Origin of the sequence: Lonsdalea quercina, from assembly GCF_900107885.1 — a bacterium.
GTDB lineage: Bacteria > Pseudomonadota > Gammaproteobacteria > Enterobacterales > Enterobacteriaceae > Lonsdalea > Lonsdalea quercina.
This window is the reverse complement of sequence record NZ_FNQS01000006.1, coordinates 66,116-85,405: the sequence shown is the minus strand read 5'-3', so window position 1 is coordinate 85,405 and position 19,290 is coordinate 66,116. Positions and strand designations below refer to the sequence as shown.

Sequence of the window (19,290 nt, the reverse complement as noted above, 5' to 3'; positions counted from 1 at the left end):
AACGTTTCTCGCTCATTTTAGTCCTGTGATTGAACGGTTATTTTACCCTGTTCTACGCGGAACATCTTGCCATTTTCACCGACCATATCGCCTATCTGTTCAGCGCTGATTGCGCTGACGAAGACCTGTGCCTGTGTGGCTTTCAGCCGTTCCGCCAACAGGCGTCGTCGGGCGCTGTCCAGCTCCGAGGCGAAGTCGTCGATGAGGTAGACGCACTTGAGTCCGCTGTTGCGGGTCAGAAATTCACCCTGCGCCAATCTTAGAGCGCACATCAACAGCTTTAACTGACCGCGCGACAACATATCCTCTACCGCGACGCCGCCGGCGCGAATGCGGAAGTCCGCCTTGTGCGGTCCGAAGGCGGTATAGCCCAGCATTCGATCACGCTCGAAATGGCGCTCCAGCAGCTCTGCGTAATCACTCTCCCGATCCCAGCCGCGCTGGAAGGAAAAGCTCAGGGAAAACTCCGGTAAAAACTGGCCGCAGGTGGCTCCGATATCGTCCACAATGGCGTCGCTATATGCGGCTCTCCATTGGCTTATCTGCTCCGCCAGCGGTACTAACTCCTGATCCCATGCCCGCATCTGCCCATAGTGACTGGTTTGGCGCAGCGCTGCATTGCGCTGACGCAACAGACGTTTCAGATTGTTCCAGGCGTGGAAAAAACCAGGCTCCTGATGAAAGCAGCCCCAGTCCAGAAAGGCCCGGCGAAATTTCGGGCCGCCGTTGAGAAGGGTAAATCCTTCCGGGGTAATCAGCTGAATCGGCAGCAATTGCGCCAGTTCAGCGACGCGATGACCATCGCTGCCATCAATACGAACCTTACTGTCGCCTTGACGGTTCTTGCTCAGACCGACGGAGCGCTCTCGCTCGTGGCCGTCGATTCTGCCGTGCAACACGAATTCTGGCTGTTCATGACGAATCACCCGCCCCGCCTGAATACTGCGGAAGGCGCGGCCGTGGCCCAACGTGTAAATCGCTTCAAGCACGCTGGTTTTGCCGCTGCCGTTAGCGCCAACCAGAAAATTGAAACCGGGGAGCAACGCCAAATCGGCAGATTCAATATTGCGAAAATCTCGGATGAGAAGACGGGTCAGTGCCATTTTACAACCATTCAGCGTCGCTGCCTTTCAGCCTGATGCCAGGGACATACGATCGCATTTTGCGAACCGCATGCCGCCCGACACGCTGGCGTACCTAAAACGGCGCCTGGCCGTTTTCCACCCATCGCGCAACTACAGACGCATCGGCATGACCACATACGCTGCGGCCGGACTGGCGCTATCTTCAATCTGTACGCTGGAAACGGAGTCGGTCAGCAGCATACGCACGTCTTCGCATTTCAGTGCGTTCAGCACATCCAGTACGTAGCTGACGTTGAAGCCAATCTCCATTTCCGTACCGCCGTATTCGACGTCCAGAATTTCTTCAGCTTCTTCCTGCTCCGGGTTGTTCGCGGTAATTTTCAGCTGATCTTTGTTCAGATACAGACGAACGCCGCGAAACTTCTCGTTGGACAGAATCGCCGCGCGAGAAAACGCCTGTTTGAGCAGATCGCAGCTGGCTTCGAGCGTTTTGTCGGGGTTTTTCGGCAATACGCGACGATAGTCCGGGAAACGGCCGTCAACCAGCTTAGACGTAAAGATGAAATCGCCGACGTGCGCACGAATGTTGTTGCTGCCGATTTGCAGTTGCAACGGCGTATCGCCGCCGTCCAGCAAGCGCACCAGCTCCATCACGCCTTTACGCGGGACGATCACCGAATGGGACGGCAATTGCTGACCGACCGGCATCGAGCAAACCGCCAGACGGTGGCCGTCGGTCGACACGGTGCGCAGCTCTTCCCCTTCGGTCTCGAACAGCATACCGTTGAGGTAGTAACGCACATCCTGATGCGCCATGGAGAACTGGGTTGCTTCGATCAGGCGCTTCAACGTGGCCTGCGGCAGAGAAAACTCCACCTCGCTCTGCCAGTCATCCAGATTGGGAAAGTCTTCCGCCGGCAGCGTGGACAGCGAAAAGCGGCTGCGCCCGGAGCGCACCAACATACGATCGCCGTCCAGCATAATGGTGATTTCGGCGCCGTCCGGCAAACCGCGACAGATGTCGAACAGCTTGCGGGCCGGCACCGTGGTCGCGCCTGCTTCGTGGGGCTGAGTCAGCGCCACGTGCGCCACCATTTCCATTTCCAGATCGGTGCCGGTCAGCGACAGCCGACCTTCACTGACCTGCAATAACAGATTCCCCAGGATCGGCAACGTCGGCCGGCCTCCCAAGGGACTGCTAACCTGCTGTAGGGGTTTTAACAGATGCTCGCGTTCAATAATAAATTTCATGATATTAGGAAGATAATGTTCTGATTAAATTGGAAAAATCTTCTTTAATGTCGTGACTTTCCTCGCGCAGCTGCTCAATCTTGCGACAGGCATGCAGCACGGTGGTGTGGTCTCGACCGCCAAAAGCATCACCGATTTCCGGCAGGCTGTGATTCGTCAATTCTTTTGCCAACGCCATCGCCATCTGACGTGGACGAGCCACCGAGCGCGAGCGACGTTTGGACAAAAGATCGGCGACTTTGATTTTATAATATTCCGCTACGGTCTTCTGAATGTTGTCGATAGTGACCAGTTTTTCCTGCAACGCCAGCAGGTCGCGCAGCGCTTCACGCACGAAATCGATCGTGATGGAACGTCCGGTAAAGTTAGCGTTGGCGATGACGCGGTTCAGCGCCCCTTCCAGCTCACGTACGTTGGAACGCAGGCGCTTGGCAATAAAGAAGGCGACTTCTCCAGGCAGACGGATATCGTTCTCATCCGCCTTTTTCATCAAGATCGCCACGCGGGTTTCCAGCTCAGGCGGTTCGATGGCGACCGTCAGCCCCCAGCCGAAACGGGACTTCAGGCGATCTTCCACACCGTTGATCTCTTTTGGATAGCGGTCTGAAGTCAAAATAATCTGCTGATTTCCTTCCAGCAACGCATTAAACGTGTGGAAAAACTCTTCCTGAGAACGTTCTTTGTTGGCAAAAAACTGAATATCATCGATCAGCAGCGCATCGACCGAACGGTAGTACCGTTTGAACTCTTCTATCGCGTTGTTCTGCAAGGCTTTCACCATATCCTGCACGAAACGCTCCGAATGCATGTAGACCACTTTAGCATTGGCTTTGCGAGCCATGATGCCGTTCCCTACTGCATGTAATAAGTGCGTTTTACCTAAACCGGTGCCGCCATACAAAAACAGCGGGTTATAGGCCCCGCCCGGATTATCCGCCACTTGCCGCGCAGCGGCCCGCGCCAGCTGGTTGGATTTACCTTCGACGAAATTATCAAACGTGTGCTTCGGGTTAACGTTGGAGCGATAGGTGTGCTCGGCATGTAGGGACGGCGCATCCCAGCTCGGACGAACCGGAGAAGAAACCGGACGAGCCTGCGGCGCAGCTGCGGGGATCACGGTAGCAGCAGCGTTGCCCGCCGGAGCAACCGTTGCCATCGCCGGTTTGCTACCCACTTCGAACCGCAGCAGAGGAGCATCCAGACCACAGAAATCGTTCAGCAGTCCATTGATATTATTGAGATATTTGTCACGCACCCAATCCAGCACGAAGCGATTAGGGGCGTAAAGCGCCAGAGTGTTGTCACTCAGTTCCGCCTGCAATGGGCGTATCCACATACTGAATTCTGTGGCAGGTAATTCATCCTGCAAACGGGCAAGACACTGCTGCCAAAGCGAAAGTGACACGGCGGACTCCACTCGAACAAGATAAAACAAAGAAAAGAAACAGAATCGTTAGTTATGTAACTCATGATTTTTGGCACCCGCTCCCCGGATCAGAAGAGCCAGCGTGCGCCGCGCATTGATGCGGCATACCGTGACGATCCCGACGGAGGATCGCTAGCGGGACGGCGGATCATAACCTAAACGCCCACAGAGATCTTCCCCTTCTGCACAGTTTTGATCCTTTTTATCCACAGGCTATCCTTATTCCCTCTACCTGCCCGGACACTGAGGTACGGAGGTCATGATTGAGGTTACCCACACCCGGCGGGCTGCCCCCAAGCGTCTATAAGGATAGATGTATTTTTCACCATTGGCGGTGAGGGAGATCATGATCTTCTCACCAGGATCGAGGCTCGATCCTTGCGCTTTACCATGGAGTACGTATAATTCCCGCCCTGCGCGTGGCGCCTGCACGCTGTGCTGGGTTAGGCAGAGGTGTTTCCTTAAGCGGGAAACATTGGGTAGGTGAAACGCGGATGTTAATTGACTCGGGACTGTACAATTATTACAATCCCGCCTCTTTTTATATATATGTATATGCGATTGAGGCGTCGGTCATTTTCTTCACGCCGAGTAGCCAAACGCGTTAACTATGAAGTTTTAATCAAGTTTAGGTAGAAATCGCCATGAAACGCACTTTCCAACCGTCCGTACTGAAGCGTAACCGTAGCCACGGTTTCCGTGCTCGTATGGCCACCAAAAATGGTCGTCAGGTTCTGGCCCGCCGTCGTGCGAAAGGCCGTGCTCGTCTGTCCGTTTCTAAGTAATAAAAGCTAACCCAACGAGTGGTTAAGCTCGCTTTTCCCAGGGAGTTACGTTTGTTAACTCCCAGCCATTTCTCTTTCGTCTTCCAGCAACCTCAACGGGCTGGCACGCCGCAAATTACCATTCTCGGCCGCCTGAATACGCTGGGGCATCCCCGCATCGGTCTTACCGTCGCCAAAAAGCATGTTAAACGGGCTCATGAACGCAACCGCATCAAACGTCTGACGCGCGAAAGTTTCCGCCTGCATCAGCACCAGTTGCCTGCCATGGACTTTATCATCATCGCGAAAAAAGGCGTGGCCGACCTGGATAACCGAGCGCTGACGGAAGCGTTGGAAAAATTATGGCGTCGGCACTGTCGATTGGCTCCCGCCTGCTGATCGGGTTGATACGCGGATATCAGCGCTTTATCAGTCCACTGCTGGGACCGCACTGTCGTTTCCACCCGACGTGTTCCCAATATGGCATTGAGGCAATACGCAGATTCGGCATGATAAAAGGCTGTTGGTTGGCGCTGAAACGCGTATTAAAATGCCACCCTTTGAACCCTGGTGGTGATGACCCCGTACCGCCAAAAACCGACAATAACAGAGAACATTAACGATGGATTCGCAACGCAATCTTCTTCTCATCGCTCTGCTATTCGTAACGTTCATGATCTGGCAGGCCTGGGAAACGGACAAAAATCCGCCGGCCACAACACAGACCACGCAACAGTCTACGAACAATGCAGTCGGCGATGCCGCCAACCAGGGCGTCCCCGCCAGTGGTCAGGGTAAACTGATCACGGTGAAGACCGACGTACTGTCCCTGACGATCAACACCCGCGGCGGCGACATCGAGCAGGCCAAGCTGCTGTCTTACCCGGCAACGCTGGGCTCCAACGAGCCTTTCCAGCTGCTGGAAACGACACCGTCCTTCGTCTATCAGGCGCAGAGCGGTCTGACCGGGAAAAATGGTCCGGACAATCCGGCGAACGGCGCGCGTCCTCTGTATCAAGCGACTCAGGATCATTTCGAACTGACCGACGGTCAGAGTGAACTTCGCATCCCGCTGACCTATACCGACGCCAACGGCGCGACCTTCACCAAGACATTCGTGCTTAAACGCAGCGACTATGCGCTGGGCGTTGAATACGGCGTCAACAACGCCAGCGCTCAACCGCTGGAGCTGGCGCTGTTCGGCCAGTTGAAGCAGTCCATCGATCTGCCTTCGCACCGCGACACCGGAAGCAGCAACTTTGCGCTTCATACCTACCGCGGCGCCGCCTTCTCTTCCAGCGACGAGAAATACAAAAAATACAGCTTCAGTGATATGAAAGAGTCGCTGAACATCGTGACGCAGGGCGGCTGGGTCGCCATGCTGCAACAGTATTTCGCCACCGCGTGGGTTCCGCAGGCCAACAGCAACAACACGTTCTACAGCGCCAATCTGGGCAACGGTCAGGCGGCCATCGGCTTCAAAGCCGCCCCGGTCGTCGTTCAGCCTGGCAGCCAGCAACAGCTGCAAGCTACGCTGTGGGTCGGACCGGAAATTCAGGACAAAATGGCCGCGGTCGCGCCCCATCTGGACTTGACCGTTGACTACGGCTGGCTGTGGTTCATCTCTCAGCCGCTGTTCAAACTGCTGAAATTCCTGCACGGCTTTATCGGTAACTGGGGCTTCTCCATTATCGCCATCACCTTCATCGTGCGCGGCATCATGTACCCGCTGACCAAAGCGCAGTACACCTCAATGGCCAAAATGCGCATGCTGCAGCCGAAGCTGCAGGCGATGCGCGAGCGCATCGGTGACGACAAACAGCGTATGAGTCAGGAAATGATGGCGCTGTACAAGGCTGAGAAGGTCAACCCGTTGGGCGGCTGCTTCCCGCTGCTGATTCAGATGCCGATCTTCCTGGCGTTGTACTACATGCTGATGGGCTCCGTGGAGCTGCGTCATGCGCCGTTCGCGCTGTGGATCCATGACCTGTCTGCTCAGGACCCGTACTACGTGCTGCCGATCCTGATGGGTCTGACCATGTTCTTCATCCAGAAGATGTCGCCGACGACGGTCACCGATCCGATGCAGCAGAAGATCATGACCTACATGCCGGTCATCTTCACCGTGTTCTTCCTGTGGTTCCCATCAGGTCTGGTGCTGTACTATATCGTCAGCAACCTGGTGACCATCGCTCAGCAGCAGCTGATCTACCGCGGGCTGGAGAAACGGGGCTTACACAGCCGTGAGAAGAAATAACGCTGGCTGATTGCCAACCTCATTTCTAACGTAAGGCGGTCACTGACCGCCTTATTTTTTTATGTAATTTAGAGAGATGATCATGAGCCATACCGACACCATCGTCGCCCAAGCCACGCCTCCGGGACGCGGCGGCGTAGGTATTCTGCGTATTTCCGGTTCCGCCGCGTCGGCCGTGGCGCAAGCCGTGCTGGGAAAACTGCCGCGTCCGCGTTATGCAGACTACCTGCCTTTCATGGACGCCGACGGCAGCGTGCTCGATCAGGGCATTGCCCTGTGGTTTCCCAATCCGAACTCGTTCACCGGCGAAGACGTGCTGGAATTACAGGGACACGGCGGCCCGGTGATTCTGGACCTGCTGCTGAAGCGCATCCTGACGCTGCCGGGCGTACGCATCGCCCGTCCGGGCGAGTTCTCAGAGCGCGCTTTCCTCAACGATAAGCTGGATTTGGCGCAGGCGGAAGCCATCGCCGACCTGATCGACGCCAGCTCAGAACAGGCCGCACGCTCCGCCGTGAACTCCCTGCAGGGCGTTTTCTCCAGTCGAATTCATCAGTTGGTCGACGCGTTGACGCACCTTCGCATCTATGTTGAAGCGGCGATTGATTTCCCGGATGAGGAAATTGATTTCCTTTCCGACGGCAAAATTGAGGCTCAGCTCAACGCGGTCATCGCCGATTTGAATGGCGTCCGGGCCGAAGCCCGACAGGGCAGTCTGCTGCGCGAGGGCATGAAAGTGGTCATCGCCGGCCGCCCTAACGCCGGTAAGTCCAGCCTGCTGAACGCGCTGGCAGGCCGAGAGGCGGCTATCGTCACCGATATCGCAGGCACCACGCGCGACGTGCTGCGCGAACACATTCATATTGACGGCATGCCGCTGCACATCATCGATACCGCCGGTCTGCGCGATGCCAACGACGAAGTGGAACGTATCGGTATCGAGCGCGCCTGGCAGGAAATCGAGCAGGCCGATCGGGTGCTGTTTATGGTGGACGGCACCACCACCGAGGCCAGCGAACCTGCCGCCCTCTGGCCGGAGTTTATGGCGCGCCTACCGAAAACGTTGCCGATCACCGTGGTGCGCAACAAAGCGGACATCACCGGAGAAACGCTCGGTATCGAGGATATGAGCACCCACTCGCTCATCAGGCTGTCGGCGCGTACCGGGGAGGGCGTAGATCTGCTGCGCAATCATCTGAAAGAGAGCATGGGCTTTACCAGCAGCACTGAAAGCGGCTTTCTGGCCCGCCGCCGCCATCTACAAGCGTTGGAAAGCGCGGCCGAACATCTCGAACAAGGCCGTGAACAGCTGGTCAGCGCTTACGCGGGCGAGCTGTTAGCGGAAGAACTGAGGCTATCGCAACAGGCGCTCAGCGAGATCACCGGGGAATTCACCTCCGACGACTTATTGGGCCGCATATTCTCCAGCTTCTGCATCGGCAAGTAACGCTAAGTCCGTAAGCGTCCACTTACTTCCACTCATCCCGCACAGCGCCTTGTTATGCGGGATTTTTTATCGCTTCAACCACTGTTCAAGACCGTCATTACCACGCCAGTAGGTCAAACGGCTGGATAGAATCTGCGTGATGCCTAGAGACAATTCGTCTTCTGATATCCGGGTTATCCGGCAGCAAATTGTCAAAGAAGTTATAAACTTCGTCCCCTTTATAGGCCTGATGACGTAATGGCATAGAAAGTGAAATGGGGCGGCTGTCCGATAATCCCAGCCAGTTTTCGTCATAAGAAAAATGATGCGCCCCACTACCTGTTTTGGTGAAAACACCCACCCGGTAGCCATTCATATAAACATCGTGAGAAGCCATCACCACTCTTCCTTCCAGGATGATGTTGCAATAGAAACCCCGTCAGCAGCATCCGCATTTCTTGGGGAAACGGTGAGTTCTGAATTTAATGCTGACAGTATCTTGAAGAAGGTGTCCAGCTTGGTGGAGTCCGGACGGTGTTCAAGGCTGGATATCGTATCCTGACGAATGCCCACTGTTAGTCGCCACTTTCGCTTGTGAAAGCTTCTGCGTAATACGGACATCTTTCATATAACAACTGAGCTGTTTACTGTTGGTGACCTTCATTATTTCACCTTACCGGTTTTAGCGCGTGAATATCCTTCCAGCGAAACGCCGGTTTTCCGCCATTTATACAAAATTTTTATACCGCCCTTCCGCAATTTGACGACATTTTTATGTCCCTTTCTCTACCCTCCTCCGTGTTCCCTTCACACCTGGAGAATCACCGTGAGCGCAGGAATCATCGCCGGCATCGTGCTGGTCTTTTTGTTACTGGGCTACCTGTTTTACGCCCTGTTTCATGCGGAGGCGCTGTGATGGCCGCCGACGCTGTTTTACTCCTCGCCGTCTACCTGACGGCGCTGCTGCTATTGGCCCAACCGCTGGGACGCCTGCTGACGGGACTCATTCATGACAGAACGCTGCCGGGCACGGCGGGAACTGAGCGTGCTATCTGGCGACTGTGCGGCATCTCGGACGGCGACATGAACTGGCGTCAATATCTGGCGGCGGTGCTGGCGTTCAACCTGCTGGGCATCGTCATGTTGTTCGCCATCCTAATGCTTCAGGGATCGCTACCGCTTAATCCGCAAGGACTGTCGGGGCTGTCGTGGCATCTGGCGCTGAATACGGCCATCAGTTTCGTCAGCAACACCAACTGGCAGGCCTACGCCGGGGAAAGCACCCTCAGCCACTTCAGCACGATGATGGGGCTGACCGTGCAGAACTTCCTCTCGGCGGCGACCGGTTTCGCGGTGCTGTTCGCGCTGATTCGCGGGTTCGCCCGTCACGCCACCGACAAGCTGGGCAACGCGTGGCGCGACCTGACGCGAACGACGCTGTTCGTACTGCTGCCGCTGTCTCTGCTGACGGCGCTGTTGATGGTCAGTCAGGGCGTGCCGCAAAACCTCAGCCCTTATCTGACCTTCACTACGCTGGAAGGCGTGCAGCAAACACTGCCGATGGGGCCGGTAGCCTCGCAGGAAGCCATCAAAATGCTCGGCGTCAACGGCGGGGGGCTGTTTAACGCCAACTCGGCGCATCCGTTCGAGAATCCGACGGCGTTGACGAACTTCGTGCAAATGCTGGCGATGTTGCTGATCCCCGCCGCGCTGTGTCTGGCGTTTGGCCGGGCGATCCGCGATACCCGACAAGGGCACACCGTGCTGTGGGCGATGCTGACGATGTTCGTGGTCGCCGCCGCCGTGGTCATGTGGGCCGAAGTCGATGGCAATCCGCATCTGGCCGCCTACGGTGCGGACAGCGCGCTGAATTGGGAAGGCAAAGAGAGCCGCTTCGGCATCCTGCAATCCGCGTTGTTCGCGGTCATTACAACGGCGGCCTCAAGCGGCGCGGTGAACGCGATGCACGACTCCTTCACCGCGTTGGGCGGATTGGTGCCGCTGTGGCTGATGCAGATCGGCGAAGTGGTGTTCGGCGGCGTAGGTTCCGGCCTGTACGGCATGCTGATGAACGTGCTGCTGGCGGTGTTTGTCGCCGGACTGATGATTGGCCGCACGCCGGAGTATCTTGGGAAAAAAATCGGCGTACCGGAAATGAAAATGACGGCGATCGCCATCCTGATCGCCCCGACGCTGGTCCTGCTTGGCACCGCGTGGGCGATGATGACCGACGCAGGCCAAGCCGGCATATTCAACCCCGGCCCCCACGGTTTTACCGAGGTGCTGTATGCGCTCACGTCCGTCGCTAACAATAACGGCAGCGCGTTCGCCGGGCTGTCCGCGAACACGCCCTTCTACAACCTGTTGCTGGGGGCCGCCATGCTGATTGGCCGCTTCGCCCCCATTATCCCTGTCCTGGCGATCGCCGGCTCACTGGCAAGTCGACCTACGCAGCCCGCCAGCGTCGGGACGCTGCCGACCCACGGCGCGCTGTTTGTCGGGCTGATTATCGGCACCGTGCTGCTGGTCGGGGCGCTGACCTTCATTCCATCGCTGGCCCTGGGGCCAATTATCGAACATTTGCAGTGATGGCGTTATTCATTGCCGGAGACACATTTTATGGGACTTAACACGCTTTCCCAGCCTCGCAACCCGCTGTGGCGCGCCGCGCTGGTCGAGTCATTCAGGAAGCTGGACCCCCGGATGCAATATCGCAATCCGGTGATGTTTGTCGTATTCCTGGGCAGTATTCTGGCGACGCTGCTGGCCGTCGGCACGGGCATGGGTTGGCTGACGGGGGAACTGACGTTCACCGCGGCGATCGGCCTATGGCTGTGGTTTACCGTGCTGTTCGCCAACTACGCCGAAGCGCTGGCCGAGGGGCGCAGCAAGGCGCAGGCCGAGAGTCTGAAAGGCATCAAACGCACCCGCTGGGCGAAAAAACTGGCGGAGCCGAAACACGACGCGCCGAACCAGCAGGTCATGGCCGAAAGCCTGCGAAAAGGCGATGGGGTGCTGGTGGAAGCCGGCGACATCATCCCCTGCGACGGCGAAGTGTTGGCGGGCGGTGCTTCCGTGGATGAAAGCGCCATCACCGGCGAATCCGCGCCCGTTATTCGCGAGGCCGGGGGCGATTTCGCTTCCGTCACGGGCGGAACGCGCATCCTCTCCGACTGGCTGGTGATCCAGTGCAGCGTCAACCCCGGCGAAACTTTTCTGGACCGGATGATCGCGATGGTGGAAGGGGCCAAGCGTCGCAAAACGCCCAATGAGATCGCGCTTTCCATCCTGCTGATCGCGCTGACCATCGTCTTTTTGCTGGCGACCGCGACGCTCTACCCCTTCTCAGCCTGGAGCGGTACGCCGGTCAGCGTCATCGTGCTGGTGGCCCTGCTGGTCTGCCTGATCCCCACCACCATCGGCGCGCTGCTGTCGGCAATTGGGATTGCGGGAATGAGCCGGATGCTGGCCGCGAATGTAATCGCCACCAGCGGGCGCGCAGTAGAAGCGGCGGGAGATGTCGATGTGCTGCTGCTGGACAAAACCGGCACCATCACGCTGGGCAACCGACAGGCCAGCCAGTTTCTGCCCGCGCCCGGCATCACGGAAGAGGCGCTGGCGAACGCCGCTCAGCTCGCGTCGCTGGCGGATGAAACCCCGGAAGGCCGCAGCATCGTGGTGCTGGCCAAGCAGAAGTTCAACCTGCGCGAACGCGACCTGCAAAGCCTGAACGCCACGTTCATCCCCTTTTCCGCGCAGACCCGCATGAGCGGCGTGAATATCGGTTCGAAGAGATTGCGTAAAGGCGCGGCCGACGCCATTCGCCGTCACATCGAGAGACAGGGTGGGCAGTTCCCCGCGGCGGTCAACGCGCAGGTGGAGTCGGTCGCCCGCTCCGGCGGAACGCCGCTGATCGTGGCGGAGGATAACGCCGTGATGGGGGTGGTGGCGCTGAAAGACATCGTCAAAGGCGGCATCAGGGAACGCTTTGCGGAACTGCGCCGGATGGGGATCAAAACCGTGATGGTCACCGGCGACAACCCGCTGACCGCGGCCGCCATCGCCGCCGAGGCCGGGGTCGATGACTTTTTATCAGAGGCGACGCCGGAAGCCAAACTGGCCCTGATCCGCCAATATCAGGCCGAGGGCCGCATGGTCGCCATGACCGGCGACGGCACCAACGATGCGCCCGCGCTGGCGCAGGCAGACGTGGCGGTGGCGATGAACTCGGGCACGCAGGCGGCCAAGGAAGCGGGCAATATGGTGGATTTGGACTCCAATCCCACCAAGCTGCTGGAGGTCGTGCGTATCGGTAAACAAATGTTGATGACCCGAGGCTCGCTGACCACCTTCAGTATCGCCAACGATGTGGCCAAGTATTTCGCCATCATCCCTGCGGCGTTCGCAGCGACCTATCCGGCGCTCGACAAGCTGAATGTGATGCAACTGCATTCGCCGAACTCGGCCATCCTTTCTGCCGTGATCTTTAATGCGCTGATTATCGTGCTGCTGATCCCGCTTGCGCTCAAAGGCGTTCGCTACCGGCCGATGTCCGCGGCGTCGCTGCTGAGCCGTAACCTGTGGATTTACGGCGCGGGCGGACTCGCGACGCCGTTTATCGGCATCAAACTGATCGACATGCTGTTGACCGTTCTGGGTCTGGGCTGAGGAGCCAAAGTATGAACCTGATACGTCCCACGCTTACCCTGTTTTGCCTGCTGGCCGTCATCACCGGCGCAGCCTATCCGCTGTTGACGACGTCGTTATCCCTGTGGGCCTTTCCGGACACCGCCGGCGGGTCGCTGATCGTACGTGACGGGCAGCTTCGAGGCTCAGCGCTGATCGGCCAGCACTTCACTCGGGCGGATTATTTCCACGGTCGCCCGTCGGCAACCGTCGGCACGCCGTACAACCCGCTGGCCTCTTCCGGCAGCAATCTGGCGGTGAGCAATCCGGCGCAGGACGAAGCCATCAAACAGCGCGTGGCGGACCTGCGCGCCGCCAATCCGCAGGCGGGCGGCCCGGTTCCCGTCGAGCTGGTCACCGCCTCCGGCAGCGGTCTGGACCCGCAGATCTCGCCGCAGGCCGCGCTATGGCAGGCCCCCAGGGTGGCGTCGGCCCGCCATCTATCGGCAAGCGACGTACGGCGGCTGGTGGATGAGCATACGCAGCCGCCGCGCCCCGACTTTCTGGGCGAACCGGTGGTCAATGTGCTGGCGTTGAATATGGCGCTGGACGATATGCAGAAAGATTCGACTCAAAAACGGGAGTGAAATAGGACGAAACTCACGCGGCGACGTGAATCGAGCAACTCCGGGGAAGCGAAGAATCGAAAGAAGAAACAGGATCGCGCCGTCGTATTAACCCGCGACGGCGCGATGTCGTTCCACGATGGATGAACCTTAGTGTTGGCGCAGATCGCTCAAAAAGCGCTGCGCGCGGGGATGTTGCGGCGTTCGGAAGAAGTTTTCGGGCGCGGCCTTCTCCAGAATCTGCCCCTGATCCATGAACCAGACGGTGTCCGCCACTTCGCGGGCGAAATTCATCTCATGGGTCACGCACATCATCGTCATGCCTTCCTGCGCCAGCCCGCGCATCACGTTCAGCACCTCCCCCACCATCTCCGGGTCCAGCGCCGAGGTCGGTTCATCGAACAGCATGACCGGCGGCTTCATCGCCAACGCGCGCGCTATCGCCACGCGCTGCTGCTGCCCCCCGGAAAGCTGGGCCGGATAGGCATTCGCCTTGTGCGACAGCCCGACGCGCTCCAGCAGTTCGCCCGCATGTTTGCGCGCTTCCGAACGTTTGACGCCCAGCACCTTCACCGGCGACATCATGATGTTATCCATCACCGAGACATGCGGGAACAGATTGAAATTCTGGAACACAAAGCCAATGCGGGTGCGCAGCTGGTTGAGACGGGTGCTGGTGCCGTGTATATCAATGCCGTCGAACAGGATTTGTCCTTTTTCAATCGGCTCCAGTCGGTTGACCGTCCGGATCAGCGTTGATTTGCCAGACCCCGACGGCCCGCAGACCACCACGACCTCGCCGCTTTTGATCTCGGCATTCAATTCAGTCAACGCCTGATAATCGCCATACCATTTGCTGACCCGGTTAAACATAATCATCGGTCTCATCATGCATTCCTTATAGCGACGGTGTTTCGGTCAATAATTCGGTTTTCTGGGCTGGCGGGCCGGCGGGGGTTTCATTACGTCGCTTGCGCGCCACGCGCGCTTCCAGCCGGTTAGCCAGCCAGGTCAGGCTAAAACAAATGACGTAGTAACTCAGCGCCACAATCGCGAACACCTGAAACGGCTTGGTCAGCAGCTGGTTGTTGACCTGATTGGCGGCAAAGGTCAGCTCCGGCACATTGATCACATAGCCCAGCGTGCTGTCCTTGATGATGGACACCAGTTGGCTCACCAGACTGGGCAAGGTGTTGTAGAGCGCCTGCGGCAGGATCACCATGCGGAACGTTTTGACGTAACTCATGCCCAACGCGCGGGACGCTTCGTACTGCCCGGACGGCAGCGCCTGAATGCCGCCGCGAATGATCTCGGCGATGTAGGCGCTTTCATAAATCACCAGCGTGCACAGCATCGTCGCGAAGCCGCTGATGTTATGGCCGATCAGCAAAGGGACGCAGAAATAGGTCCAGAACACCACCATCAGCAGCGGAATGCCGCGCAGCGCGTAGACCCAGCAGGCCGCCGGCCAGCGTATCCAGCGAAAAGGAGAAATGCGCGCCATGCCCAACAGCATGCCGACCGGGAAAGCGAACAACATCGCCAGCACGGAGATCAATAACGTACACAGCACGCCGCCGAGGGGACCATTCGGATACTGGCCCATCAGAAACAGCATCCCGTTGTCGTGCAAAATCGTGAAGATATCAGCCACGGGATTACCTCGCATAGACGCGCTGGAAATGGCGAGCCAGCAGAGCGCCAGCCCCCATCAGCAGCAAAGAGAAGACCAAATAGCCGATAGAGGCCACCAGATAGGATTCGAAGGTGCGGAACGTCTGGTTTTCGATATCTCGGGTGACGTAGGTCAGCTCCGCGACGCCGATGACCATCGCCAGACTGGTGTTCTTAAACAACAGCACGGTGTGATTGATTAACGACGGCAGTGAATTGCGCAACCCCTGCGGCAGGATCACCAGTCGCATCGCACGACCGTAGCTCATGCCCAGCGCGCGCGCCGCCTCGTTCTGCCCGTCGGGGATCGCCCGCAGTCCGCTGCGGATGTCTTCGGAGAAATAGGCGGCCTGACATAGGCCAAGTGCGAACATGGAGAAGAGGAACTCCGCATTGAAGTCGTTGATCCACATCTGCACCGACTCCGGCAACAGCGTGGGAATAGCGAAGTACCACATCATCAGCTGAATTAGCGTCGGCACATTACGGTGGTAAGACACGTAGGCCGACACCAGGAAGACCGCCGTGCGCTTATGCGTCAGGCGGATCACGACCAATAATAGCGCCAGCATCATGGCCAGCAGCCAGGACCCCAGCGCTAGCTTCAGGGTAACGATGGCCCCCTCGCCGAGCATCGATCCAAATTGACCGGTGAAAACAGCGGAAAAATCGAGCGTCATCGTTTAATCTCCCTCAGCGCCTGATAGTACTTATATTTACTCGACGGAATCGCCCGGACGCATGGTCGACAAGCCGCCCATCACCTGCGTGGTCGGCGTAATTTCAATATGGCCGAAGTTCACGTTGACCGGTGCGGAGAGGACGAAAGCCACGGTATCCGCGATATCTTTCGGCGTCGGTAAATCGAAACCATCAATGTAGCGACGGCGAGCGTCTTCAATATCGCCCATCGCGATACCGATGATGTCGGTAGCCACACGGCCGGGACAAAGCTCGGTTACCCGCACCATTTTGCCGTAACAATCCAACCGCAGTTGGCGAGAGAGGGCATGGACGCCCGCTTTGGTCGCGTGATAAATGGAGTTGCCGTTGAAGTTGTAAACTGCGGCAATAGAACTGACGTTAATGACGTGTCCGCAGTTTCGCTCCTTCATACCTGGCACCACCAGGCGGCTGAGGTGCAGCACCGCTCGCAGGTTGACGTCCACCAGCGTGTCGATCACCTCTTCGTCGGCATCCAGAATGGAACCAGACCGGGAAACGCCGGCGTTGTTCACCAGCACATCGATTTGGATTTCACTGCACAGGCGCGTCAGGGCGTCCGTGTCGCTGACATCGATAGCATGAGGAATACAGCCGGTACGCGCGGCCAGCGCCGCCAGTTGCTCTTCACGACGCGCCACGGCATGCACCGTCAGTCCTTCCTGACACAGACGTTCGACAATCGCTTCGCCCATCCCGGCGGATGCGCCGGTCACCAGCGCGGTTTTGTAATCTGAAAACGGCATTTCAACTCTCCTGATCATCGGCGGGCCTTCCTGTATGGGAGACCGGCCCTTTTTTCGACTCTATCCAGTAAAGACAAGCAAGCATAAGACATAAACGGTTTGAGGCGATAAGGGCGACTTATAACGCGGTTTGCTCCCAGCTCTGCTGGCGAATTTGCTCGGAGACCGGCGCAATACGCAGGCCGGTTTCTTCAATCGTCGCGCGCAGCGTTTTGACCATCTCGATCGCCTCAGGCGTATCTCCGTGCACCAGAATCGAGGAGACGTCGAGCGTCAGCGTATCGCCATCGATGCTCTCAATGGTGCCTTCCGTCAGCAAACGGCGAACACGCGCCTTGACCTGTTCCGTATCGTGAATGACCGCGCCCGGCTTGGCGCGGCTGACCAGTAGTCCGTCGCTTTCATAGGCGCGATCGGCCAGAAAAACGCACACCACGCGTAAGCCAAGGCGTCGCGCCACGCGATCCACCGCATTTCCCGCCATCGTGCTGATAATCATATTCGGATCAAAGGTTTTGACCGCACGGAGCAGGACGTCCGCCAGCGCTTCATCCTCTGACACCATGTTGCCGAGAGCGCCGTGAAAGCTCATATGAGTCAGCGGGTAACGCGCCGCGTGCGCGAACGCCGACAGGGCGCCGAGCTGATAGGTGACGTAATGCGCCAGCGTGTCGTGTTCAATCTGCATCCGGCGGCGGCCGAATCCCATGAGATCGGGAAACCCGACGTGCGCGCCGAGATCGACATGATGCTGTTTGGCCAGCGCGACGGTTTTCGCCATGATCGCCGCGTCGCCAGCATGGAAACCACAGGCGACGTTGGCCGAGGTGATCAGCGGCATCAGCGCCGCATCGTCCGCAATCTGATAATCGCCGAAGCCTTCGCCGATATCGGCATTCAAATCTATCGATTTCATCATTAAGCCTCTGTTTTTCTCAGGGTGAGAATGACGCTGTCATACTCGACCGCATCCCCTTGTCTGACCGGCATCGACGTTACCGTGCCATCGGCCGGACTCAGCACAGGCAGGTAGGCCAGCCCAACCTTCAACAGCGCCAGCAGCGCGCCTTGCCGGACTGAGGCGCCGAGCGAAACAAACGTCTCTTCGCGTCCCGGATACTGCAAATAAACCGTGCCGGGCAGGCAGGCCCGCAGAATCTCCGTCTGCGGCCCCTCTTCGTCTGCCCGCGCGCTCGCGGACATCGCAGCCGAGGCATCGCAAGCCGGTTCAAACCTCAGGCGAACATGGTAATCGCTGCCGCCGAACTCTATCTGGGTTAACCCCGAGCGGCGCATCGTGTGGGCCACCGCACGTAGCTCCCGGAGTGCTAATGGGCTGTTTTGCATAAATATCCTGTCAACTCGTCCGACATCATTACGCCACGCGACGGGCGCTTCCCGTGGATAGCTGGACAGACAGGCGGTCACTACAGGAAGGAGGACGTTGGCAGGCAACACGTCAATATGACCGGAATCGTCGCCTGTCGCCGACGTCCGACAACCGCCCGTCGCCCCGGCTTACTGGGGATATCCGCACTCTAACGTGGCGACAGGTTGATTCGGTAAGAGGGTTTCGCTTTGCGACGATAAGGGAGACTTATTACCCCACCAGCGCCAGCGGACGGTTGTCCGTGGTGCGTTTCACCATCAGCGATAACAGGATGTCTTTGACGACTTTCGCGGGCTGCGAGAGCGGCAGATGGTCCGACATGCAAAACGTCAGGGAGACCTGAATGTTCGGATCGACGATCTTCGCCATCCAGGCGTTGCTGGCCTGTAGCATGCCGCGGGCGGCGGACTCGGGCATGATCGTACAGCCCAATCCTTCGCCCACGGCGGCATTCAGCGTGGTTTGCGACTCGATTTCACAGTTAACCTTGTAGGATACGCCCGCCTGAACAAAGGCATCGTCCACCCCCTTGCGCATCGTATTGTAGATTCGCGGCAGGAACAGGTCGTAGCGCGCGACGTCAGCCAGCGAAATGCTGCTTTTCGGCGCGTCCAGCACGTGCGGACAGACGAAATAGAGGTCTTCCTTCATCAGCGGCATAAAGCGCAGGCCGTGGATCTCGCGGCTACCGTAAATCACCGCCATATCCATACGCCCGTTCATGATGAGTTCACTCAGCGTCGTGCCGAAGTTTTCATTGAAATACAGCACGATGCCGGGATGCAGCCGATGCACTTCCTTCATCAGCGGCAGCGCCAGCTGCTGGGCGGCCGTCCCCGGGGCCAGACCGACGGACACGCTGCCCGACATGGTCAGCCCGGCGCCGTCGATGGCGACTTGCGCCTGATCGCACTGGCGCAGGATCGCCTGTGCGTGCGTGTAAAGAATTTTGCCCGCTTCGGTCGGCGTGACGCCGCGTTTGGTGCGGATTAACAGCTGCTGATTGACCTCGCCTTCCAGCGTCGCCAACTGCTGGCTGAGAGCGGGTTGCGCGATATGAAGAACATCGGCGGCCTGCGTCAGGCTGCCCACGTCAACGATCTTGATGAAGTATTTAAGTCGACGGAGATTCATAGTGGCTTCCTCACTGCGGGATCTTGACCTTAATCAAAGCAAGATTGGGGCCAACGCGAACGACCGTGCACAAGGCGCGATAGAGACCAGGGTTTCAGCCGGTTAGGCCCTATTGGCTCGCCGTATTTTGCGCGCTCCGCCCCTCCGTTTGCACCATGGTGA

General features: G+C 58.1%; 20 protein-coding genes and 1 pseudogene. 9 read left to right on the top strand and 12 right to left on the bottom strand.

The window, feature by feature from the left end:
- Positions 1-17: 17 nt before the first annotated feature.
- From recF to dnaA, 3 genes are all read right to left on the bottom strand, one after another.
- Positions 18-1,103 carry a DNA replication/repair protein RecF gene (gene recF, locus BLU64_RS09880; RefSeq protein ID WP_074728541.1) on the bottom strand — a complete coding sequence of 362 codons (1,086 nt, stop codon included), beginning with the start codon at positions 1,101-1,103 and terminating at the stop codon, positions 18-20.
- Between the two features lie 132 nt (positions 1,104-1,235).
- On the bottom strand, positions 1,236-2,336 hold the full coding sequence (dnaN, locus tag BLU64_RS09875) for a DNA polymerase III subunit beta (RefSeq protein WP_026743816.1): 1,101 nt from the start codon (positions 2,334-2,336) through the stop codon (positions 1,236-1,238).
- 4 nt (positions 2,337-2,340) lie between these two features.
- Entirely contained in the window at positions 2,341-3,741 is a 1,401-nt protein-coding gene (dnaA, locus tag BLU64_RS09870; RefSeq protein WP_051616362.1) for a chromosomal replication initiator protein DnaA, read from the bottom strand.
- A gap of 665 nt (positions 3,742-4,406) precedes the next feature.
- Here dnaA and rpmH point away from each other — a divergent pair.
- The 5 genes from rpmH (at position 4,407) to mnmE (ending at position 8,230) form a co-directional block, all read left to right on the top strand.
- The gene (rpmH, locus tag BLU64_RS09865) at positions 4,407-4,547 is read left to right on the top strand and encodes a 50S ribosomal protein L34 (RefSeq protein ID WP_015842368.1); all 141 of its coding nucleotides are present in this window, start codon (positions 4,407-4,409) and stop codon (positions 4,545-4,547) included.
- A gap of 18 nt (positions 4,548-4,565) precedes the next feature.
- On the top strand, positions 4,566-4,925 hold the full coding sequence (gene rnpA, locus BLU64_RS09860) for a ribonuclease P protein component (protein ID WP_071999804.1): 360 nt from the start codon (positions 4,566-4,568) through the stop codon (positions 4,923-4,925).
- Positions 4,889-5,146, top strand: a complete 258-nt coding sequence (gene yidD / locus BLU64_RS09855) for a membrane protein insertion efficiency factor YidD (protein WP_071999803.1) — start codon at positions 4,889-4,891, stop codon at positions 5,144-5,146. The genes rnpA and yidD overlap by 37 nt, the downstream gene beginning before the upstream one ends.
- Before the next feature lie 2 nt (positions 5,147-5,148).
- A complete protein-coding gene (gene yidC / locus BLU64_RS09850; RefSeq protein ID WP_026743815.1) occupies positions 5,149-6,783 on the top strand; it encodes a membrane protein insertase YidC in 1,635 nt (544 codons plus the stop codon).
- An 82-nt stretch (positions 6,784-6,865) separates the two neighbouring features.
- A complete protein-coding gene (mnmE, locus tag BLU64_RS09845) occupies positions 6,866-8,230 on the top strand; it encodes a tRNA uridine-5-carboxymethylaminomethyl(34) synthesis GTPase MnmE (protein ID WP_074728539.1) in 1,365 nt (454 codons plus the stop codon).
- A gap of 97 nt (positions 8,231-8,327) precedes the next feature.
- Here mnmE and BLU64_RS09840 read toward each other — a convergent pair whose 3' ends face one another.
- Positions 8,328-8,606 (bottom strand): HipA N-terminal domain-containing protein, encoded by a 279-nt coding sequence (locus tag BLU64_RS09840; RefSeq protein ID WP_026743813.1) that lies wholly within the window; start codon positions 8,604-8,606, stop codon positions 8,328-8,330.
- A pseudogene (locus tag BLU64_RS17630) lies at positions 8,606-8,873 on the bottom strand (helix-turn-helix domain-containing protein). The gene BLU64_RS09840 and the pseudogene BLU64_RS17630 overlap by 1 nt, the downstream one beginning before the upstream one ends.
- A 162-nt stretch (positions 8,874-9,035) precedes the next feature.
- Here BLU64_RS17630 and kdpF point away from each other — a divergent pair.
- The 4 genes from kdpF to kdpC are packed head-to-tail and all read left to right on the top strand — an operon-like array spanning position 9,036 to position 13,482.
- Positions 9,036-9,125, top strand: a complete 90-nt coding sequence (kdpF, locus tag BLU64_RS09830) for a K(+)-transporting ATPase subunit F (RefSeq protein ID WP_071999802.1) — start codon at positions 9,036-9,038, stop codon at positions 9,123-9,125.
- Positions 9,125-10,798: a potassium-transporting ATPase subunit KdpA gene (gene kdpA / locus BLU64_RS09825; RefSeq protein ID WP_074728537.1), complete on the top strand. Its 1,674-nt coding sequence runs from the start codon at positions 9,125-9,127 to the stop codon at positions 10,796-10,798. Before kdpF ends, kdpA begins: the two co-directional genes overlap by 1 nt.
- Positions 10,799-10,828: 30 nt before the next feature.
- Positions 10,829-12,877, top strand: a complete 2,049-nt coding sequence (gene kdpB / locus BLU64_RS09820; RefSeq protein ID WP_074728536.1) for a potassium-transporting ATPase subunit KdpB — start codon at positions 10,829-10,831, stop codon at positions 12,875-12,877.
- Between the two features lie 11 nt (positions 12,878-12,888).
- Positions 12,889-13,482: a potassium-transporting ATPase subunit KdpC gene (gene kdpC, locus BLU64_RS09815; RefSeq protein WP_026743810.1), complete on the top strand. Its 594-nt coding sequence runs from the start codon at positions 12,889-12,891 to the stop codon at positions 13,480-13,482.
- Positions 13,483-13,611: 129 nt separating this feature from the next.
- Here the strand turns inward: kdpC and BLU64_RS09810 are convergent, their stop codons facing one another.
- From BLU64_RS09810 to nac, 7 genes are all read right to left on the bottom strand, one after another.
- The gene (locus BLU64_RS09810; RefSeq protein WP_026743809.1) at positions 13,612-14,349 is read right to left on the bottom strand and encodes an amino acid ABC transporter ATP-binding protein; all 738 of its coding nucleotides are present in this window, start codon (positions 14,347-14,349) and stop codon (positions 13,612-13,614) included.
- Positions 14,350-14,359: 10 nt separating this feature from the next.
- The gene (locus BLU64_RS09805) at positions 14,360-15,115 is read right to left on the bottom strand and encodes an amino acid ABC transporter permease (RefSeq protein ID WP_026743808.1); all 756 of its coding nucleotides are present in this window, start codon (positions 15,113-15,115) and stop codon (positions 14,360-14,362) included.
- A gap of 4 nt (positions 15,116-15,119) precedes the next feature.
- Complete coding sequence (locus tag BLU64_RS09800; RefSeq protein WP_026743807.1) at positions 15,120-15,815, bottom strand: amino acid ABC transporter permease; 696 nt, start codon at positions 15,813-15,815, stop codon at positions 15,120-15,122.
- Between the two features lie 36 nt (positions 15,816-15,851).
- The gene (locus tag BLU64_RS09795; protein WP_026743806.1) at positions 15,852-16,604 is read right to left on the bottom strand and encodes an SDR family oxidoreductase; all 753 of its coding nucleotides are present in this window, start codon (positions 16,602-16,604) and stop codon (positions 15,852-15,854) included.
- A 118-nt stretch (positions 16,605-16,722) separates the two neighbouring features.
- Positions 16,723-17,523: a LamB/YcsF family protein gene (locus tag BLU64_RS09790; protein WP_244888420.1), complete on the bottom strand. Its 801-nt coding sequence runs from the start codon at positions 17,521-17,523 to the stop codon at positions 16,723-16,725.
- The gene (locus tag BLU64_RS09785) at positions 17,523-17,951 is read right to left on the bottom strand and encodes an acetyl-CoA carboxylase biotin carboxyl carrier protein (protein ID WP_036153461.1); all 429 of its coding nucleotides are present in this window, start codon (positions 17,949-17,951) and stop codon (positions 17,523-17,525) included. Before BLU64_RS09785 ends, BLU64_RS09790 begins: the two co-directional genes overlap by 1 nt.
- 253 nt (positions 17,952-18,204) lie before the next feature.
- On the bottom strand, positions 18,205-19,128 hold the full coding sequence (nac, locus tag BLU64_RS09780) for a nitrogen assimilation transcriptional regulator NAC (RefSeq protein WP_074728534.1): 924 nt from the start codon (positions 19,126-19,128) through the stop codon (positions 18,205-18,207).
- Positions 19,129-19,290 lie beyond the last annotated feature (162 nt).

Bases quoted from the DNA above. Each gene is read 5' to 3' on its own strand.
- kdpC (WP_026743810.1), top strand. From the start codon at position 12,889: ATGAACCTGATACGTCCCACGCTTACCCTGTTTTGCCTGCTGGCCGTC.
- BLU64_RS09800 (WP_026743807.1), bottom strand. From the start codon at position 15,815: ATGACGCTCGATTTTTCCGCTGTTTTCACCGGTCAATTTGGATCGATG.
- yidC (WP_026743815.1), top strand. From the start codon at position 5,149: ATGGATTCGCAACGCAATCTTCTTCTCATCGCTCTGCTATTCGTAACG.
- dnaN (WP_026743816.1), bottom strand. From the start codon at position 2,336: ATGAAATTTATTATTGAACGCGAGCATCTGTTAAAACCCCTACAGCAG.
- mnmE (WP_074728539.1), top strand. From the start codon at position 6,866: ATGAGCCATACCGACACCATCGTCGCCCAAGCCACGCCTCCGGGACGC.
- nac (WP_074728534.1), bottom strand. From the start codon at position 19,128: ATGAATCTCCGTCGACTTAAATACTTCATCAAGATCGTTGACGTGGGC.
- rpmH (WP_015842368.1), top strand. From the start codon at position 4,407: ATGAAACGCACTTTCCAACCGTCCGTACTGAAGCGTAACCGTAGCCAC.
- kdpB (WP_074728536.1), top strand. From the start codon at position 10,829: ATGGGACTTAACACGCTTTCCCAGCCTCGCAACCCGCTGTGGCGCGCC.
- BLU64_RS09840 (WP_026743813.1), bottom strand. From the start codon at position 8,606: ATGGCTTCTCACGATGTTTATATGAATGGCTACCGGGTGGGTGTTTTC.
- kdpA (WP_074728537.1), top strand. From the start codon at position 9,125: ATGGCCGCCGACGCTGTTTTACTCCTCGCCGTCTACCTGACGGCGCTG.
- BLU64_RS09790 (WP_244888420.1), bottom strand. From the start codon at position 17,523: ATGATGAAATCGATAGATTTGAATGCCGATATCGGCGAAGGCTTCGGC.
- BLU64_RS09785 (WP_036153461.1), bottom strand. From the start codon at position 17,951: ATGCAAAACAGCCCATTAGCACTCCGGGAGCTACGTGCGGTGGCCCAC.
- BLU64_RS09810 (WP_026743809.1), bottom strand. From the start codon at position 14,349: ATGAGACCGATGATTATGTTTAACCGGGTCAGCAAATGGTATGGCGAT.
- recF (WP_074728541.1), bottom strand. From the start codon at position 1,103: ATGGCACTGACCCGTCTTCTCATCCGAGATTTTCGCAATATTGAATCT.
- BLU64_RS09795 (WP_026743806.1), bottom strand. From the start codon at position 16,604: ATGCCGTTTTCAGATTACAAAACCGCGCTGGTGACCGGCGCATCCGCC.
- yidD (WP_071999803.1), top strand. From the start codon at position 4,889: ATGGCGTCGGCACTGTCGATTGGCTCCCGCCTGCTGATCGGGTTGATA.